The sequence below is a fragment of the Flavobacterium sp. MMLR14_040 genome (assembly GCF_033657265.1).
In the GTDB taxonomy this organism is placed as follows: Bacteria; Bacteroidota; Bacteroidia; order Flavobacteriales; family Flavobacteriaceae; genus Flavobacterium.
Map to the genome: position 1 here is coordinate 230,048 of NZ_JAWVWO010000008.1, position 20,316 is coordinate 250,363.

Consider the following 20,316-nt stretch of genomic DNA (forward strand, 5'->3'; position numbering starts at 1 on the left):
TGTGCGTAGTGTTTTGTCGAGCTGAATAAAACTAAAATAACTAAAATGTTTCTATAAAATGGCTTCAATGATGACTTGGTATTAAAGGATATCACTTAAGTTACGTGCATAAACTCGTTTTGGTTTTTTGTAAAAATAGCATAAAAAAAGCTGTTTTAAAAAACAGCTTTCATTTTTTGTAAGACTTAACGTTATTTGATCATTTAAGCAATTTTTTCTCCGTTTATTAAAGTTAGATTAACTTAAATTACTATATAACTTAAAAATTAGAAGTTCGGACTTAAATCGTATTTCTTGTAGAATTTATCCAGAACATCAACTACTTCATCTTCAGTGTCTACGATTTTAAATAAGTTTAAATCGTCAGGACTAACCGTTTGCATTTTTTCAACCAAAACTGTTTTTACCCAATCAATCAAACCAGACCAGAATTCAACACCAACTAATATAATTGGGAATTTTCCAATTTTTTTGGTCTGAATTAAAGTTATCGCCTCAAACATTTCGTCAAGAGTTCCAAAACCTCCCGGCATCACCACAAAACCTTGTGAATATTTTACGAACATAACTTTCCTCACAAAGAAATAATCGAAATTAAGGTTTTTGTCGTGGTCGATATAAGGGTTAAAGTGTTGTTCAAAAGGCAGTTCAATGTTCAAACCAACCGAAGTTCCGCCACCTAAATGGGCACCTTTATTTCCGGCTTCCATAATTCCAGGCCCTCCGCCTGTAATTACGCCATACCCGGCTTTACTAATTTTATAAGCAATTTTTTCGGCCAATAAATAGTATTTATCCTCTGGTTTTGTTCTCGCCGATCCAAAAATCGAAACACACGGACCAATACGCCCCATACTTTCGTAACCGTTTACAAACTCGGCCATGATTTTAAAAATCGCCCAGCTGTCATTGGTTCTGATTTCATTCCACGTTTTTTGTTTCAAACGGTCCTGAATTACTTTATCCTCATCATTATCAAAATCTTCTAATCTCATTTTAGGTATTTTAATTATTTATATTTTTATTTCTAGCTGTGTCGTTTTAAATGTAGTCAGAAGAAGGAGCTGATTCCTGCTGTCCACTATATCTTTTGTGCCGAACCCCGGCACAAAAGGATGCCGCTCCCATCAGGGCTAGGGCACTCGTTTTCAAAAGAAACATCGTTTATAAAAAGAAGAATTGTCTTTTAATACGTTTGTTCCTCAATTGATTTCGTAATGTTGCTTTTGACTTTTCCGGTATGTTCAGTAGTTTTTGATTCAATCAGCATTATTAAACATTCGTCAACGGATGAAACCCTGTGATTTACGCCTTTTTTTACAACAAATAAATCTCCTTTTTTCATGGTAAAAGAGGGTTCATTTTCAATTTCCATTAAAAGTTCGCCATCAACAATGTAAAATAATTCATCTTCATTTTCGTGATTATGCCACGGAACTTCCTGACCTTTTATTTTAGCTACTTTAATATATTGATCGTTTACTTCATCAATTATTTTTGGCGAAAAATATTGATCTACATTACTGAATTTCTCTTTTAGATTCATAGATTTTATCTTAACCTTTCAAAATCAAATAAGCTTTGACAAAAAGGGCGTACTAAATTAGTACTTTTTTTAAGAATTGTTACAAAAATGGGTATTTATTAATTTAAATGTAACGTATGATAAATCTTTTTTTAGGTTTGGAATTCATTATCAAATGATTAATGAATTTTTATAAAAACAGATCTATTCTTTTTTTGTCATCCAGGGGAACGAGGGATCTCAGTAAGAAAGTCGTCAATCAAAATCTCCAATCTTTGTTGAGTTGCTGCCAATATTTCGTTCCTCAGGAACTTGGTTGTGTGGGTGTGTAATATTTTCAACGGATTGAAATCCGTTGCTACAAACATTTCGTTCCTCTGGAACTTTGATACAGATAATTATTTTAAATTGATCAGATTTACAACTAAGCTATCTGAAACTTCATCTCAGTTTAACATTCTTTCAGGTGAAGCCCTATATTTTTTCAATTCTGTTTAAAACTATTTATTTTTGTTCTTCAAAGATTTATAATTCTTCCTTCATTTTTTTTAAAATGTTGAAAATAATTTAAAAGAGCCTTCGGCTCGTTCTATTTTGTAGAGACGGATTTTAATCCGTCCATTTTTGTATACATATATTAATTCTCCAATTCCTTTTTCAAAAACTTAGCCGTATAGCTTTTTTTATTTTTAGCTACTTCTTCAGGAGTTCCTTTGGCAATCAATTGTCCGCCGCCTTTTCCACCTTCTGGGCCAATATCTATAATATAATCGGCAAGTTTAATTACGTCCATATTATGCTCGATAACCAGAATTGTATTTCCTTTATCAACCAGTTTATTGATTACGTCCATCAAAACACGAATGTCTTCAAAATGCAAACCTGTTGTAGGTTCATCCAAAATATAAAATGTATTTCCGGTATCTTTTTTAGACAATTCTCCGGCCAATTTTATACGCTGCGCTTCACCACCGGAAAGTGTTGTACTTTGCTGACCAAGTGTAATATATCCCAAACCAACATCCTGAATTGTTTTTACTTTTCTATAAATCTTCGGAATATTTTCAAAAAACGGAACTGCTTCATCAACGGTCATATTCAACACATCCGAAATAGATTTTCCTTTGTATCTAATTTCCAGTGTTTCTCTATTGAAACGTTTTCCCTGACACGTTTCGCATTCTACATAAACGTCTGGTAAAAAGTTCATTTCGATTGTTCTAACTCCGGAACCTTCACAGGTTTCACATCGTCCGCCTTTTACGTTAAAACTAAAACGTCCTGCTTTGTAACCACGAATCATACTTTCAGAAGTCATGGTAAACAAGTTTCTGATTTCGGTAAAAACTTCTGTATAAGTCGCTGGGTTTGAACGTGGCGTTCTACCAATCGGACTTTGGTCTATATCAATTACTTTGTCAATATGTTCTAAACCTTCTATCTTTTTATAAGGCTGTGGTTTTTTCACACCATTAAAATAATAAGCATTCAAAATAGGGTAGAGCGTTTCGTTAATCAAAGTCGATTTTCCACTTCCTGAAACTCCTGTCACGCAAATCAATTGTCCTAAAGGCAATTCAATAGAAACGTTTTTGAGATTGTTTCCAGTTGCTCCGGTTAGTTTTAAAAACTTTCCGTTTCCTTTTCTGCGTTCTTTCGGAATCTCTAATTTCATTGTGCCATTCAAATATTGAGCGGTAATAGTATTAGACTTTAAAGTTTCTGCCGGCGTTCCGATGCTTATGATTTCTCCACCATATTTTCCCGCTTTCGGACCAATATCAATTACATAATCTGCTGTTTCGATCATGTCTTTATCATGTTCAACAACAATAACAGAGTTTCCAATATCACGTAATTGTTCCAGCGATTTAATTAGTTTTTCATTGTCTCTTTGGTGTAAACCAATACTTGGTTCATCCAGAATATATAAAACACCAACCAATTGCGAACCAATTTGTGTTGCCAGACGAATACGCTGCGCTTCACCTCCGGAAAGTGATTTTGAACTTCGGCTTAAAGCCAGATAATTCAAACCAACATTCATCAAAAAGTTCAAACGGTCTTTGATTTCTTTCACGACTTCTGATGCAATCAAAAGTTGTTTGTCTGTTAAATGATTATTCAAATCCTGAAACCAGGCCGTTAAATCTGAAATATCCATATCACACAATTCGGTGATATTTTTTCCATTAACTCTAAAAAATTGGGCTTCTTTTTTCAAGCGAGAACCTTCGCAAACCGGACAGTTTACTTCGTCCATAAAATCTTTTGCCCAACGTTTTATAGTTGTCGAAGCACTTTCATCATATTGATTTTTGATGAAATGTGAAATTCCTTCAAAATCTATTTTATAATCTCTTGTAACACCTAAATCTTTTGAGTTTACGGTGAATTTGTCTTTTCCTCCGTGAAGAATCATGTTCATGGCTTCTTCGGGGATTTTCTCGATCGGATCCGTAATTTTAAACCCGAATTTTTCTCCAATAACTTCTAATTGCTTAAAAATCCAGGAGGATTTATATTCGCCAAGAGGCGCAAAACCACCACCTTTAATGGATAATTTAGGATTTGGAATAATCTTTTTAATGTTGATTTCGTGAACCGTTCCCAATCCGTTACAATGCGGACAAGCTCCTTTTGGAGAGTTAAACGAAAACAAATTTGGTTCGGGATTTTGATAGGAAATTCCGGTTGTTGGACACATTAAATTTCTACTGAAATAACGTACTTCATTTGTATCCTGATCTAAAATCATCAAAACGTTTTCGCCGTGATGCATTGCAGTATTGATACTTTCTGCCAATCTTTTTTGATTGTCTTCGGTATTTTCGATCAACATTCTGTCCACAACAATTTCAATGTCATGCGTTTTATAACGATCTAATTTCATTCCTGAAACCAAGTCCTGAACTTCACCGTTTACACGAACTTTCAAAAATCCCTGTTTGGTAATTTGCTGGAATAATTCGGCATAATGCCCTTTTCTGGCACGAATAATCGGAGCCAGAATATTGATACGTTTTCCGTTGAAATCCTGCATAATCAAATCCTTAATCTGATCATCAGAATAAGAAACCATTTTTTCGCCAGTATTGTAACTGTAAGCATCAGCTCCACGAGCGTATAAAAGTCTCAGGAAATCATATATTTCGGTAATAGTTCCTACAGTCGAACGCGGACTTTTACTTGTTGTTTTTTGTTCAATCGCAATTACCGGCGAAAGTCCGTCGATTTTGTCAACATCAGGACGCTCCAAGCCTCCAAGAAACTGTCTGGCATAAGCTGAAAACGTTTCAACATAGCGACGCTGTCCTTCGGCATAAATCGTATCAAACGCCAAAGAAGATTTTCCCGAACCTGAAAGACCGGTAATAACAACCAGTTTTTCACGCGGAATAGAAATGTCTATATTTTTTAGATTATGAACTCTTGCACCAAGAACTTCAATAGTATTGTCTTTTTCTAACATAATTTGAGCAAAACGCAAAGTTACCACTTTGATTTATTCTTTTCATACTCGAAAACAAAACTTTATGTTACAATTAGTAACAAAAAACGCCAACCTAAGTTAGCGTTTTCTTTTTCTGGTTGCCATATATTCTTCAATGGCTTCTTTGGTTGTGTACCAATTTCGGCCTTCTTTATAAGCGTCTATTTTTCCTGTTCGGGCCAACAAACTAACATATTCATGACCGTATGGAGCTTCTGGTTCGCTCACAATATTAATTATCGGTTGATAATCGTAACTGCTTCCAGGCATGGCGCTTAAGTAAATATTGAGTGTACGTTCAAGTGCCTGGCACATCAATAGCGTTAATTTTTGATAGTTGCCATTATTGGCCTGATTAAGCGCTTCGTAATATTTTTTTCTATCATTTTTAAGGATAATTGCCGGTGGAAAGCCGCAACGCATCAACAATAAATTCATACTTAAACGAACTGTTCGGCCATTTCCATCAAAGAAAGGATGAATCCAGACTAATTTATGATGGTAAATTGTTGCCAGTTCAATATCATTTAAACCCAGCGGATTTGTATTAATAAAATCAATTAGTTCATCCAGATAATCGGAGACTTTATTAGCATTTGGCGGCATAAAATTTGCGCCTGAAATTCGAACGCCACCATTTCTTAATCGTCCTGCAAAATCATCTTCGATTGAACGTAAAACTAATCCGTGAATAGAAAGAATATCAATGCTTCTAAGGTTGTAATTATCATCAACAATAGAATATAAATAATCAATTGCTTTATCGTGATTGTGCGTTTCAAAATGTTCTCGAAGCGATTTTCCTTTTATGGTAATTCCTTCCTGAATCACCATTTGGGTTTCGCGCAAACTCATGGTATTTCCTTCAATACTATTTGAATTGTATGTCCATTCGAGAGATAAACTTTCACGGATTTTATGCAAAGCGATATTGGGCAATGGTCTGCTGTTTTGCAAATCAAGCCTTTTTTGGTACAATCTATCAAAAGTTGATTGAAATTCTTCTCTGTATGTTACGTCTATATTCCACATAATCCTACAAAGATACGTTTTAATATCGGATAACTCAAATTTTTAACCTATCCGATATTAAGCTTATTCAATTGTCATAGAACGCAACTTTGTTCGGTAAGCTTCGAGAGCGATAGATTTAGAAATAAAACCAAAATATTTTCCGTCGCGTAAAACAGGAATAAAGGCTGATTTTGATCTTTCAAATTTAGTCATAACTATTTCCATACTATCAAAAGAGGAAATAACTGCCGGAGGTGTTTTCATTACATCCTTAATCAAAGTATATTTTACACGATACGGATTAAAAATAATTTCGCGGATATCATTAAAATGAACCACACCAACAAGTTCGTTTTCTTTCGTAACAACGGCAAAAACAACCTGATTGGAGTGCGAAATAAGATCGACTAGTTTCGTTAGATGTTCATCTGGAGAAACCGTTAAATAATCGCATTGTATAATCGTATCAATATCTAAAGTCGAAAGAATATTAGAATCTTTATTGCTGGTAAAAGCGTGCCCTTTTTTGGCCAGGTTTTTTACGTCAAGCGAATATTTTTCAAAACGTTTTGAAATGGCAAAACTTATAGATGAAACAATCATCAGCGGAATCATTAAGCCATAACCACCGGTAATTTCGGCAATTAAGAAGATCGCCGTAAGTGGCGCATGAAACAATCCGCTCAAAATACCGGCCATTCCAACCATCGTAAAGTTACTAATTGGCAGTTTTGATAAACCAATCAAGGTGATAAATTTGGAAAAGAAATAGCCCAAATACGATCCCATAAATAGCGAGGGAGCAAAGTTTCCTCCATTTCCTCCACTTCCAAGAGTTAATCCGGAAGCGAATACTTTTACCATCATCGTGCATCCCACAAAAAGAAGCAAAACCCATTGATTGTTTCTAAAATCAGCAAACAAAGTATTGTCTAATAATTGCCCGGGATCACTTTCTGATAAGGTTTTGATACTCTCATAACCTTCACCAAAAAGAGTCGGGAAAATAAAAATAAGCAAGGCTAATAAAGAAGAACCGATTAGCGCTTTTCTATAAGGTCCCATTTTTAAATTAGAAAAATAATGCTCGACTTTCTGAAAATTTCGAGCGTAATAAACTGCTATAAAGCCAGTTAAAACGCCTAAAAGAACATAAAAAGGAATGTTATGATAATTAAAAGTTTCTTGTTTTTTGAAGGATAATAAAATGCTTTCGTCTAATAAAATAGCAGAAACCAAAGCACCGGTCGCAGCCGAAATCATAATGGGGGTAAAAGCAGAGATGCTAACATCTACCAATAAAACTTCGATAGCAAAAAGAACTCCGGCGATAGGAGCATTAAAAGCTGCAGAAATTCCCGCGGCAACCCCGCAGCCAATAAGTAAAGTTCTGTCTTTATAGGATAATTTGTAGCCTTGAGCATAATTTGATCCAAAAGCAGCTCCGGTTATTACAATCGGGCTCTCTAATCCGGCAGAACCTCCCAAACCTACCGTTAAGGAACTCGTAATGATTTGGGCATACATTTGCTTTTTAGGAATAATACTGGCCTTTTTTGCGACAGCATATAAAATTTGCGAAGTACCTTTTTGAATCGTGCCATTCAAAACTTTTTTTACAACAAATACAGTTAGCAAAATACCAATTATAGGTAAAATACCATTAATGAAATTTAATTTAAGAATTCCGTTTATATAGGTCGCAAAAGAGAAAACACTGTGTGCAAATGTTTTTAAAACAATTACAGCCAATGAGCAGGAAATACCAACTAATACACTTGATAAAAAAATAAATTGCTTTGGTGTCAATATAGATTGAGCTAAAGCAATAATGCTCTCTAGTCTGCGAAAAAGTTTTCTTAACATTATTTGTTTAAAAAGTTAGGTAAACTACAAATTTAGGGCATAGAATTCGAAAATGTAAATTATTTCCGTTTATTTTTTTAGAATTTAAAAACCAGAAGCCGCATCGTCTCCTCGAAAATCGGCACCTCCTTCGAGATTTTTGTTTGGCAAAACCAAAATAGCATCGACTTTACCAAGTACGGGAGTTGGTTTTTCGTTTATTAAATAACCTTTAGATTTTAATAAGTCTAAAGTTTTGATATCAAAAGCATCAGCTTCAAAATTAATAAGATCCGGCAGCCATTGATGATGAAAACGCGGCGCATTTACAGCTTCCTGCATACTGAGTTTGTATTCATAAACATTTAAAATAGTCTGTAAAACAGAAGTTATAATAGTAGAGCCTCCCGGAGTTCCTACTACCATAAAAAGTTTCCCGTTTTTCTCTACGATTGTTGGTGTCATAGAACTCAACATACGTTTTTGAGGTGCAATACTATTCGCTTCGCTTCCAACTAAACCAAACATATTTGGAGATCCGGGTTTTGCGCTAAAATCATCCATTTCGTTATTGAGAAAGAAACCTAATTCGTCACAATAATATTTAGAACCATAACCATCATTTAAGGTTGTTGTTGCAGCAATAGCATTACCAAATTGGTCTACTATTGAATAATGAGTGGTTTCGGTACTTTCATTATATGTTATTTTTCCTTCTTTTATTTCTGATGATAAACTGGCTTTTTCAACATTAAAAGTTGACATTCTATCTTTTAAATAGGTATCAGAAAGTAATGCCTTTACGGGAATTTTAACAAAATCCGGATCGCCCAAAAACTGACTTCTGTCGGCATAGGCTCTTCGCTCTGCTTCAACAATTACCTGAATTGCTTCTGGTGAATTATGACCCATTTTTGCCAAATCATAAGGAGCAATCATTTTCAGGATTTGCGCAAGGCAAATTCCACCGCTGCTTGGTGGCGACATCGAAGTGATTTTTAAATCTTTATAATTAAACTGAAGCGGTTTTCTCCACTTGGCTTCGTATTTAGCTAAATCTTCCAGCGTAATAATTCCGCCTTTTTTCTTTAAGTAACCTACAAGAATTTTGGCTGTTTCTCCTTTGTAAAACTCATCTCGTCCATTTTTAGAAATTCGTTTTAGTGTATTGGCAAGGGCAGGATATTTAATTGTATCTTTTTCTTTAAACTGAGTTGCTAAAAGCGTTGTAGAACCGTTTACTTTTACAATCGATTCCCGATAATTATTCATGCTTTTTTCCTGCTTTTGGGTAACAATTACGCCTCTTTCGGCAAGAGCGATAACTGGTTTTAAGATTTCGGACATTGGTAATGAACCGAATTTTTTATGTACCGCAAAAACTCCGGCGATAGTTCCCGGAACACCAATAGCCAGTGCGGTTTCGGTACTTTTTCCTTTTATAACATTTCCGTCTTTATCCAGAAACATATCTTTTGATGCTGCCAAAGGCGCTTTTTCACGATAATCCAGAGATCCAACTTCACCATTTGCTTTTCTGTAAACCATAAATCCGCCGCCGCCAATGTTTCCTGCAAATGGAAAAGAAACCGCCAAAGCTAGTTCTGTACCAATCATGGCATCAAAAGCATTTCCGCCTTTTTTCATGATTTCAATCCCAATTTTAGAAGCTTCTTCGCGGGCAGAAACCACCATCGCTTTTGAAGTTACTAATCCTGTTGGATTTGTAGCAACCTGAGCGGAACAGCTAATATAAATAAGGCTTAATAAAAGCGTAATTTTTTTCATAGTGATTGTAGTTTTTGACGGGCATGCAGTTTTATATCTTCAAAAAACACGGTAAATTCTTGTTCAAATTCCTCATAGAATTCTTTTAATTCTTCACTGGCAAATTGCATTTTTGATACATTTTTTGATCTTCTGTCCATTTGCGTTAAAATTTGATGAATTCCTTCAACGGTTCTGTAGCTCAAAAGCCAGTTTTGATCAATCATGTAGGGCATCATACCTTGCGTTTTTTCGGTCAGAATGGCATAATTTTCATGTAAGGAACTGTAAAATCTATTAATGAAACTTTCGAGTTTTTCATCAGAATAATTAGACCAGTTTTTAGCTAAAAAATGATCGTAAACAATATCTACAATCACCCCCGAATAATGATGGTATTTTTCATGTAACCGTTTGGTGCTTTGTCTGAAAATATCGTGCGAATCGGTATAAGTATCTATAGAGCGATGCAAAATGATTCCTTTTTGAACATCTTCCGGAAAATGTTCAAATTGTTTTCCGCGAATTCCATCGGCCATAAAATTGCCAATTTTAATTAAATCATTTTCACCGGAAAGATATATGTGGGCAAGGAAGTTCATTTTTTTGAGGTTCTAAGAGTCTAAGGCGCTAAGGTTCTAAGTTTTCTTTTTTTTAAGTTGCTAAGGTTCTAAGTTGCCAGAAATCTAAGTTGTTTTAGTAAAAGTATGAAATCTTTTTTTAATCGCTTTTACCGGTAGACTTCACAGTATAAACTTAACATTTTGTTTTTTTTAATCTTAGAAATTTAGAATCAGCAACTTTAAAAAAAAACTTAGAATCTTAGTGTCTCAGCACCTTAGTATCTTTAAAAAAAAACTTAGCACCTTAGCGCCTTAGCCTCTTAAGTAACTTAAAAAAATCTATATTTGTAACCGGTAACCATAACTCAAAAAAATGACTTTAATAAAATCAATATCCGGTATTCGTGGAACGATAGGAGGAAAAGTAGGCGATAACCTGACTCCTGTTGATGCTGTAAAATTTGCATCGGCTTACGGAACCTTTTTAAAAAATAATACTTCAAAAGAAAAACTAACGGTTGTAATTGGTCGTGACGCCAGAATTTCTGGGCCGATGATTCACAATCTTGTTGTAAATACTTTAATTGGTTTAGGGATTAATGTAATTGATCTTGGACTTTCGACTACGCCAACTGTAGAAATTGCCGTGCCTTTGGAGAAAGCAGATGGCGGAATTATTCTTACGGCTTCTCATAATCCAAAACAATGGAATGCTTTAAAATTACTGAATGAAAAAGGAGAATTTTTAAGTGGTGCCGAAGGTGCTAAAATTCTTGAAATTGCCGAAGCTGAAGCTTTCGATTTCTCGGATGTGGACAGTTTAGGCGAAATTACAATGAACGACGCTTATATGGATATTCATATTGACGAGGTTTTGAATTTGCCTTTAGTTGATGTTGAAGCGGTAAAAGCAGCAAAATTTAAAGTTGTTGTTGATGGAGTAAATTCTTCTGGCGGAATTATTATTCCGAAATTATTAGAATTAATGGGCGTTGAAGTAGTAAAATTATATTGCGAACCAAACGGGCATTTCCCTCATAACCCGGAACCTTTAAAAGAACATTTAACTGATATTTCTGAACTAGTAGTAAAAGAAAAAGCTGATTTGGGAGTTGTAGTTGATCCGGATGTGGATCGTTTGGCTTTTATCAGCGAAGATGGGGAAATGTTTGGTGAAGAATATACATTAGTCGCTTGTGCTGATTATGTATTGAGCAAAACTCCTGGAAATACAGTTTCAAACATGTCATCTTCACGTGCTTTGCGTGACGTAACTGTTGGACATAAGGGAAATTACGAAGCCAGTGCAGTAGGCGAGGTAAATGTGGTTGAATTGATGAAAAAGAACAACGCGATTATTGGCGGTGAAGGAAATGGAGGAATTATTTATCCTGAATTGCACTACGGACGTGATAGTTTGGTTGGAGTTGCTCTGTTCCTGACACATTTAGCCAATATAAAAATGTCAGTTTCGGCATTGCGTGCTTCTTATCCTGAATACTATATGAGCAAAAATAAAATTGAATTAACACCACAAATTGATGTTGATGCTATTTTAGTTGCGATGACTGAAAAATATAAAAACGAAGACATTTCTACAATAGACGGTGTAAAAATTGATTTTGCTACAGAATGGGTTCATTTAAGAAAATCAAATACAGAACCTATTATTCGTATTTATACCGAAGCTCCATCTCAGGAAAAAGCAGATGTTTTGGCACTTCGAATTATAGACGAAATAAAAGCAATTGTGGGAATTTAAGTAAAAAAATATACCACTTATTATTTTTAACCGCAAAGTTCGCAAAGCTAAGTCATACAAAGCTTTGTGAACTTTGTGCTTTTAGAAGGCATGCCTAAGATAAAATCTTTGCGAACTTTGCGGTAAAAAAAAACATCTACCTTTTATTTAAAAAAAATGCCCCGAACGTGAGTCCGGGGCATTTTTATATGTTTTAAATTCGATTAGAATTTGTATGTTAAGCTTCCCATAATTGTACGTGGAGCCTGAACGTTGATTGTTGTGTAACCATTAAAGTACAATTCGTCTGTAAGGTTGTTTACTTTTAATGAAACTCTGTATTTAGGCTGATCGTAGTATAATGCAGCATTTACAACAGAGTAAGACGGAAGCTCAAAAGTTTGTCCAGGTCCTGCGTTGTAGATGTATGTAGCATCTCCGTAATTACCTCCAAATCCTAAACCTAAACCTTTAAGTGTAGTAGTTTGTAAATTATAGCTGAACCAGTAGTTAATTAAGTTTTCCGGTCCTGCAGTTGCTGGTCTTAAATCGTTTAACTCAGAATCATTTTTAGAATAGCCAACCAATAAATTTAATCCTGCAATTGGGTTAGCCGTAATTTCTAATTCAAAACCTTTACTAAATTGTGTACCATTTTGTATACTTGCATTTGGCAAATTTGGATCGGCTGTTACAATATCTTCAACTTTAATTTTGTAATAACTAATTGTAGCACTTACTTTATTTTGAAAAGCATTTACTTTTACACCACCTTCAAACTGATTGGCTTTTTCAGGGTCAAATTGTTTCATTTGAAGAGCACCATCAACATTTGCATTTAAGAACCCTTTGTTTGTAAAACTATTTTGGTAGCTACCAAATACAGATAACTGGTCTTTTATGATTTGATAAACTGCTCCAAATTTTGGAGAGAGTGCATTTTGAGAAAACGTATCAGCTTTTGTATTTGTAACAGCATCAAATGTACCCTGATTGTCAAAATGATCAAAACGTACTGCAGCAGAAAGTATTAAGCTTTCTGTAATGTTAATCGCATCAGCAACATAAGCACTGTATGTTGATATAGCACTATTCGTAGTATATGGAGTATTTCCATTTCCAACAAGCGCATTTTTTACATTGGTTGGGTTAAAATCATAATAATTAGCCGCTGTTCCGCTATAGTTTACTGTATCGTATGGAGCATAACCAGGCAAACTTTGGTATCCTAATTTATTTGTACCGTGATAGATATCACCACCAATTAAGAAACGGTTTCTCATTGATCCAATTTTGAAATCACCATTAAAGTTTTGTTGAAATTCTATAGCATTATCTCTACCATTTGCATCCCATGCATTTCTTGATAATTGCTCGTCTTTTAAAAGATAAAACCAGGTTTGTAAACCAGCTGCCTTATTTGAGCTGCTGCTGAATACAGTTTGCGAAGTCCATTCATCAGAGATTTTATAATTAGCCTGTGCAAAAACATTAAATGTTTTTGTATTGGTCATAAATTCATCTCCTAAAAATGATCTTTTAAAGTTGATGTTAAGATCTTTAGCGTTGTTAAATCCTAAGTCTGCACTGGAAGCAGAAAGGTATATTAATGGCATACCTGAGTTATCCTGATTTCCAATTTCAGCATCAATAGATATATTCAGTTTTTCGTTTACCTGATAAGAGAAAGAGGGTGCTATAAAGTAACTTTTTGAATACCCAAAATCCTGAAAAGTATTTGCTGTACCAACAGAAGCATTCAATCTGAATAATGCTGTTTTATCGTCGTTAATTGGCGTGTTAACGTCAGCTGACAAACGATTAAAACCATAGCTTCCGCTTTGGTAAGCGATTTCGCCACCGAAATTTTCAGTAGGTTTTTTAGTCACACGGTTGATTAAACCACCGTATGAAGAAAGCACGTTTCCAAATAATGTAGCAGATGGCCCTTTGATAACCTCGATTTTCTCAAGATTTGCAGCATCAGAATTACTGTTTACTTTTCCTGCAATACCATTTCTTACCAAACTCTGAGTTGTAAATCCACGTAGTGAAAACCAAGAACCTCCATCACCGGCACGGTTAGTAGCTCCCCATAACTGGTATAAACCCGGAACATTTTTCAACGCTTCATCCTGATTGGTTACCAATTGGTCTTTCATTAATTGTTTAGTAACAACATTGTAAACCTGAGAGTTTTCAAGATTTTTGATCGTCATTCTTGAAACATATTCACTTTCCGTTTTAGTATATTTGTTAGCATTTCCTTTTACAAATACCTCAGTAAGAGTTTCTGATGAAGTTGTCAATGTAAAGTTTTCTGTAAGTTCATCTCCCTCTTGGATAGTGATGCTTTTTTCTTTAGAAGAGAAACCTACTGCAGTAGCTCTTAAAGTATAATTACCCGGTTTGATGTTTTTAATCTCATAGTTTCCCTGAGCATCTGTGTTGGTTCCAATTTTAGTTCCTCTAATAGTTACAGAAACATTGTCAGCACTTTCATCGCTAGATAATGAAACTCTACCTTTAATAGTACCTGTTTGAGCAAATGAAGTTACAGCTGTCAGCAACATTAAACAGCAGATCAACTTTGAAAATGATATTTTTCCTTTCATGTTATTTAGAATTGTTTCGAATAGCGCAAATGTAAACGTTGTGTTAAAACAAAACAAGTTATCTTTATTTATTCTAAATAATAAAATGAATGATGGGTTTCGTTGCTTATTCTTTAATAATTTGTAGCTAAAAAAATATTATTCTTTTTTTTAAATATAATTACTTGTTTAATCGAAACGGAAAGGAGAATAAAAAGTAATTTTTTTCATTATCTTTTTAGTTTATACTCAAATTTAGCAGCAAAAAACAACAATTATTTAATTCACTGTTAAGTAAGATCAATTTATTAACAAGAACTTTTTTTAAAATGATTTTGTCTAAAACAAAAAAAATCCAAAAAACAATATGCGCTTTTTGGATTTTTAATTTTTCTCAGAAAATTATTTTTCAAGTTTATGTTTCCATCTTTTATGTGTCCATAAATAATATTCAGGACACTCGTAAATTTGTTTTTCTACTTCTTTTAAGTACTTTTCAGTAATTTGAAAATTTTCAAAGTCGTTAGGATTATCGGCAATAGTTAAGAAAGTGGCTTCATAATAACCTCTTTTTACTTTTTTTACTTTTACCATAATTACACTTAAATCATATTTTTTTGCAAGCATTTCGGCTCCAGTGTGTACAGGAACTTCAATACCCATAAATTTCATTGAATGAAAAATTCTGTCCAGTTTCGGAGACTGATCACTTGCCAACCCGTACAAACTTAATTTTCCTTCACGCTGGTGTTGAGCCATAGTCGGAATAGCTTGCCTTGTCTCAATTAATTCTGTATTATATTTCGAACGAATTTCGCGGATTAATTTGTCAAAATAGCGATTCGCGATTCTTTTATATATGGCAATTCCCTGAAAACCAAGTTTAGGATTAATGGTCAAAAGCCATTCATAACTGGCATAATGCGAAGCAACGAGAATTACACTTTTACCTTTTTTTGCATAATCCTGTACGAGTTCGATATTAGTGACCTGAAATCTTTTCTCCATTTCTTCAGGCGAGATACTCATCGTTTTGATAGTCTCCAAAAACATATCGCACATATGCTTGTAGAACTTCTTTTCGATTTCTTTTCGTTCAGCATCATTTAAATGCGGTAAAGTCATTGCAAGATTTTCTCTTACAACTTTTTTACGATAACCCACAATGTGATATATAATAAAATATACGAAATCAGACAGCCAATAAAATATTCGAAAAGGTAATATAGAGATGAGCCAGAGTAAAGGGTAGGCCAATATATAAACAAGAAATTGCATGTAATTTTTTTTACAAATATAAAATAAAAATGAATAAAGACGGATATTTTGGTCTCATGCTAACATATGTTTAAGAATGACTATATTTACATTTCAAATTAAATATTTTTATGAATATCATTTTAATTGGGATTATAGTTGCCAATGTTTTAATTAGCTGGAAAGGTTTTGAAGATTATTCTTTTATGAGAAAATATGAATTTCATGTAGGAAGTATCCGTTCCGGAGAACAAATTAGAATGCTGTCATCCGGTTTTTTGCATGCCGATATAATGCATTTACTTTTTAATATGCTTACACTTTGGTTTTTTGCTCCTGTGGTTTTAGGATGGTTGGGTAATTTTTCGTTTGCATTGGTTTATTTTGGAAGTTTAATTTTTGGAAGTTTATTAACTATGGTTTTCCATAAAAACGATTATAGTTACAGAGCCGTTGGAGCTTCTGGCGCAGTGACGGGTGTTTTATATTCGGCAATTCTGTTACAGCCGGATATGATGTTGGGAATATTTTTCGTGATTCCAATTCCAGCCTATCTTTTCGGAATTTTATATTTATTGTATTCTATTTACGGAATGCGTGCTAAAAACGATAATATTGGTCATACGGCCCATTTTGGAGGTGCTGTGGGTGGCTATTTGATTACTTTGATAAAAGAACCATCATTGTTAACAGATCATACGTTGATGGTAATCTTGCTGGCGATTCCTATTGTGATACTTTTTGTCCTTGCAAAATTGGGGAAAATATAATGTGGCACAACTTTTGAAATGCCATTATTGAATAATTAAAATTTAACAAAAATGAAAAAACTAGTATTATTTTTAACAATCATGTTTATGACTATGTCTTACGGCCAGGAAACCAAACAAATTCCTCAAATCAATGTAAATGGAGAAGGAAAAGTAAAAGTAGCTCCAGATCAGGTTTTGATTTCTGCTACAGTTGAAACAAAAGGAAATAATGCTAAAGACGTCAAAAAACAAAATGACGAAAAAATGGATGCGGTTTTGAAATTCATTAAAAAAATGAATGTTCCAACAGCAGATTTTAAAACCAAACAAGTTGCGCTAAACCCGCAATACGATTACGAAAAAAAGAAAACAAGTTATAATGCTACTCAAACTGTAGAAATTGTATTAAAAGATTTATCTAAATATGATGAATTAATGGAAGGTTTGGTTCAACAAGGAATTAACCGTTTAGATAAAGTTTCTTTTGAAACTTCTAAGTTAGTTCAATTACAGTCAGATGCTCGTAAATTAGCAATGAAAGATGCTAAAGTAAAAGCAGAAGATTACGTATCAGTTTTAGGACAAAAAGTAGGGAAGGCTTACGTGATTTCTGATAATTCACAAATTTACCACCCACAGCCAATGTATGCTGCAATGAGAATGAAAGAATCAGCAGATACAATGGGAGCTTCAAACGAAACTCTTGCTATTGGAGAAATCGAAGTTACAGCAAATGTAAGTGTGAGTTTTATTTTAGAATAATATTTCGATAAATTTTAAATAAAAAATCCAAATTCCAACTTAAAAATTGGGGTTTGGATTTTTTTATAATTTAAAAATTAAAGATTTAGTATAGCGCCTGAGTAAAATCGTCAATTAAATCCTGTGTATCTTCAATTCCGATTGATAGTCGGATTAGAGAATCTTCAATTCCCATTTCTTTTCTTCGTTCGGCACCAAGTTCATGAAAAATTGTCCTTGCGACCGGAATAGCCAAAGTTCTCGTGTCTCCCAGATTACTGGATTTAATGACAATTTTTAAACGGTTTAAAAAAGTTACGCAATCAACTTTATCGTTTAATTCAAAACTCATCAAACCGCCAAATCCATCAAATAACTCTGATGCAATTTTATGTTGAGGATGACTTTCTAAACCAGGATAATTAACTTTTTTTACTAATTCATGATCTTCCAGAAAACGAGCTAAAATTAAAGCATTGCTACAGGTTCTTTCCAATCTTAAAGCCAAAGTTTCTGTACCCACCGAAATACTATGCGCAGCTTCCGGAGATAATGTACCGCCTCCATCTCGCAAGCCTCTTTTTCTAATTTGAGTAATGCCAAGTAAAGCCGGAGAAATTTGTTCTTTTAAAATAGGAGCAATGTTGGAGAAATTATTCCAGTCATATAAACCTGTATCTGTAACGCTGCCTCCAAGTGCATTGCCGTGACCGCCTATATATTTTGTCAATGAATTAATAACCAAACTGGCTTTGACATTAATAGATTTAAAAAGATAAGGAGAGGTCATCGTATTATCAACAACATATAGTAGATTATTCTCTGAACAAAAAGTACCAATTTCATCCAATGCCGCTATTTGAGTAGCCGGATTTGCGATAGTTTCAACAAAAACCATACGAGTATTTTGTTGATGAGCCTTTTTTACGTTCTCTATATTAGTAACATCCACAAAAGATATTTGAATACCAATGTCTGTAAATGTCTGCATGATACTTCTTGTGTTACCAAAAAGGTAGGAACTTGCAATAATATGATCATCCTTTTTTAAAAGTGATGAAATAGTGGCAGTAATGGCAGCCATACCAGTGGAGAAAGCCACTGAAGAAAAACCATTTTCCATTTGTGTAACCTTATTTTCTAATGCAGTCACCGTTGGATTGCCTTGTCTTGAATAAGCATAGCCTTTTGTTCTATTCTGAAAAACATCAATAAGTCCGTTTACATCCTCATATCCCCACGTTACAGCTGTATGTATAGGTTGATGTAATGCTCCAAATTCAGGTTTTAACAGTCGGTCTGAATGTAATATTGTAGTCGTAAATCCTTTTTTATTTTTCATAGGTATTGTATGCGCAAACTTGTGTTTGTTAGTATCTAAATTATTTTAAACTAAATTAATCAATAAAATAGTAGTATCCAGATTTGAAGGAGCATAATTAATCTGGATAAAATATTAATATTAAAGTGAAAAGTTTCTTTGCATTTCTGCAAATTATAAATTGTATTTAGAAAGTAACAGAGACATGGAACTCTATTAGGACTTGATATTTCAATTGTCAATGTGCGTTTCTAAAATCTCTTTTCTAAAATGAATACCCCAGTTTAAAATTTCATCTAATAGTTTCTTCATGCTCTCTCCTAACGGTGTAAGTGAATATTCTACAGTTATAGGCATACTGTCATAAAGAGTACGGGTAATAATTTTATTTGTTTCTAATGCTTTTAGTTCCTGCGAAAGCATTTTAGGAGAAATATCAGTAATATCTCTTTGTATTTCTCCAAAACGTTTGTTTCCGTGATTTAAAGAGATAATTATAGGCAATCGCCATTTTCCCTGGATAACCTCCAGAGTATCTCTTGCAATCATTAATCTATGTCTGCAAACATCATTTTTTTGATTCATATCAAATTGGTTTAAAATTACACTTACTTAAAAGTAACTACTTACTAAGAGGTAACTAGTATATATTAGATAGTAAATGTATATAATTTTGCTCATATAATAAATTGTAAAAATTATGAAAAATAAAACAACATGGGTTATAGACCCGGTGCACTCCGAAGTATTATTTAAAATCAAACATTTGGTTATCTCTTCTGTAACTGGTTCATTTAGGAAGTTCGAAGGAAATGTAATTTCTGAAGGAACAGATTTTAGCAATGCAAAATTTTCATTCAGGATTGATGTAAAAAGCATAGATACAAATCAGTCACAAAGAGATGAGCATCTACGAAGTGGTGACTTTTTTGAAGCTCATACTTATCCTGAAATATTTTTTGATTCTACATCCTTTTTAAAAGAGGGTAACAATGGTTATAAGATGATCGGGAATCTGACATTAAAAGGCGTAACCAAACCAATCGAATTGAATGTCGAATATGGAGGTTTTGAAAATGACGGACATGGGAATGTGAAACATGGATTTGAAATAACAGGAACAGTAAATCGAAAAGAGTTTGGAATGTCCTGGAACAAGATTACAGATAAAGGAGGTTTGGGTTTGGGAGAAGATGTAAAACTTATTGCAAATATTCAGATTTCTAAGATTGTGGAGTAAGATATTCTAAAGTTTATTTAAATGCACAAGGATTTACTTGTGCATTACTCTTGCTTATATATATAGTGTAAAGTGTTTTTGAGAAAATTGAGTATTGATTCTAATTTTCAGGTTAAGATTATTTGAATATATGTCTCCATAATGAATATAAACATATGATAAGGCTCTAAAATTGATAAAAGAGAGTTTTTTAAAAGTGTTAATTTACGTGTCGAATGTAAATAGTAAGAAAAATCCCTGTTTAATTAAAAAAATATTTTGATCTAAAATTATTGTTATCAGAAAGTTAGGAAATAGTTTTAAAAAAGATTGAAAAAAAGTGCTGGTAAAGTATTGCGAATGTCAATAAAGGTTCTACTTTTGCACCCGCTTTGAAACACAAGCGAAACAAAATTGAAACACGTTCGTAGACATATTGAATTGACAGCCGTTTTAACAGAGATGTTAGAACAAAAGAATAAGA

The 20,316-nt window shown here is 33.7% G+C and carries 15 protein-coding genes; 4 read left to right on the plus strand and 11 right to left on the minus strand.

Going from position 1 to position 20,316, the window contains the following annotated elements; genetic code table 11:
• Positions 1-266: 266 nt before the first annotated feature.
• From SD960_RS13070 to SD960_RS13100, 7 genes are all read right to left on the minus strand, one after another.
• Positions 267-995 carry a TIGR00730 family Rossman fold protein gene (locus SD960_RS13070; protein WP_042564981.1) on the minus strand — a complete coding sequence of 243 codons (729 nt, stop codon included), beginning with the start codon at positions 993-995 and terminating at the stop codon, positions 267-269.
• A 191-nt stretch (positions 996-1,186) separates the two neighbouring features.
• Entirely contained in the window at positions 1,187-1,546 is a 360-nt protein-coding gene (locus SD960_RS13075) for a cupin domain-containing protein (RefSeq protein WP_318803741.1), read from the minus strand.
• A 616-nt stretch (positions 1,547-2,162) separates the two neighbouring features.
• Positions 2,163-4,997 carry an excinuclease ABC subunit UvrA gene (uvrA, locus tag SD960_RS13080; protein WP_318803743.1) on the minus strand — a complete coding sequence of 945 codons (2,835 nt, stop codon included), beginning with the start codon at positions 4,995-4,997 and terminating at the stop codon, positions 2,163-2,165.
• A gap of 99 nt (positions 4,998-5,096) precedes the next feature.
• A complete protein-coding gene (locus SD960_RS13085) occupies positions 5,097-6,050 on the minus strand; it encodes a Fic family protein (protein ID WP_318803745.1) in 954 nt (317 codons plus the stop codon).
• 63 nt (positions 6,051-6,113) lie between these two features.
• A complete protein-coding gene (locus tag SD960_RS13090; RefSeq protein ID WP_318803747.1) occupies positions 6,114-7,898 on the minus strand; it encodes a chloride channel protein in 1,785 nt (594 codons plus the stop codon).
• An 84-nt stretch (positions 7,899-7,982) separates the two neighbouring features.
• Positions 7,983-9,665 carry a gamma-glutamyltransferase gene (gene ggt, locus SD960_RS13095; protein WP_318803748.1) on the minus strand — a complete coding sequence of 561 codons (1,683 nt, stop codon included), beginning with the start codon at positions 9,663-9,665 and terminating at the stop codon, positions 7,983-7,985.
• Entirely contained in the window at positions 9,662-10,246 is a 585-nt protein-coding gene (locus SD960_RS13100) for an ACP phosphodiesterase (RefSeq protein ID WP_318803750.1), read from the minus strand. Before SD960_RS13100 ends, ggt begins: the two co-directional genes overlap by 4 nt.
• A 334-nt stretch (positions 10,247-10,580) precedes the next feature.
• Between SD960_RS13100 and glmM the strand changes: the two genes are divergently transcribed.
• Complete coding sequence (gene glmM / locus SD960_RS13105) at positions 10,581-11,969, plus strand: phosphoglucosamine mutase (protein ID WP_318803752.1); 1,389 nt, start codon at positions 10,581-10,583, stop codon at positions 11,967-11,969.
• Positions 11,970-12,172: 203 nt separating this feature from the next.
• On the opposite strand, the gene SD960_RS13110 is transcribed toward glmM, so the two are convergent.
• Both SD960_RS13110 and SD960_RS13115 read right to left on the minus strand, forming a co-directional pair.
• Complete coding sequence (locus tag SD960_RS13110; RefSeq protein ID WP_318803753.1) at positions 12,173-14,563, minus strand: TonB-dependent receptor; 2,391 nt, start codon at positions 14,561-14,563, stop codon at positions 12,173-12,175.
• 381 nt (positions 14,564-14,944) lie between these two features.
• Positions 14,945-15,820 (minus strand): lysophospholipid acyltransferase family protein, encoded by an 876-nt coding sequence (locus SD960_RS13115; protein ID WP_318803755.1) that lies wholly within the window; start codon positions 15,818-15,820, stop codon positions 14,945-14,947.
• 110 nt (positions 15,821-15,930) lie between these two features.
• On the opposite strand from SD960_RS13115, the gene SD960_RS13120 reads away from it, so the two are divergent.
• Together SD960_RS13120 and SD960_RS13125 are read left to right on the plus strand one after the other, a co-directional pair.
• Positions 15,931-16,569, plus strand: a complete 639-nt coding sequence (locus tag SD960_RS13120) for a rhomboid family intramembrane serine protease (protein WP_318803756.1) — start codon at positions 15,931-15,933, stop codon at positions 16,567-16,569.
• A gap of 51 nt (positions 16,570-16,620) precedes the next feature.
• Entirely contained in the window at positions 16,621-17,313 is a 693-nt protein-coding gene (locus SD960_RS13125) for an SIMPL domain-containing protein (protein ID WP_318803758.1), read from the plus strand.
• 85 nt (positions 17,314-17,398) lie between these two features.
• Here the strand turns inward: SD960_RS13125 and SD960_RS13130 are convergent, their stop codons facing one another.
• Positions 17,399-18,634 carry a cystathionine gamma-synthase family protein gene (locus SD960_RS13130; protein WP_318803761.1) on the minus strand — a complete coding sequence of 412 codons (1,236 nt, stop codon included), beginning with the start codon at positions 18,632-18,634 and terminating at the stop codon, positions 17,399-17,401.
• 210 nt (positions 18,635-18,844) lie between these two features.
• Positions 18,845-19,198 carry a helix-turn-helix domain-containing protein gene (locus SD960_RS13135; RefSeq protein WP_318803762.1) on the minus strand — a complete coding sequence of 118 codons (354 nt, stop codon included), beginning with the start codon at positions 19,196-19,198 and terminating at the stop codon, positions 18,845-18,847.
• 115 nt (positions 19,199-19,313) lie between these two features.
• Here SD960_RS13135 and SD960_RS13140 point away from each other — a divergent pair, with 115 nt between their 5' ends.
• On the plus strand, positions 19,314-19,853 hold the full coding sequence (locus SD960_RS13140) for a YceI family protein (protein WP_318803764.1): 540 nt from the start codon (positions 19,314-19,316) through the stop codon (positions 19,851-19,853).
• The last annotated feature ends 463 nt before the right edge of the window (positions 19,854-20,316 follow it).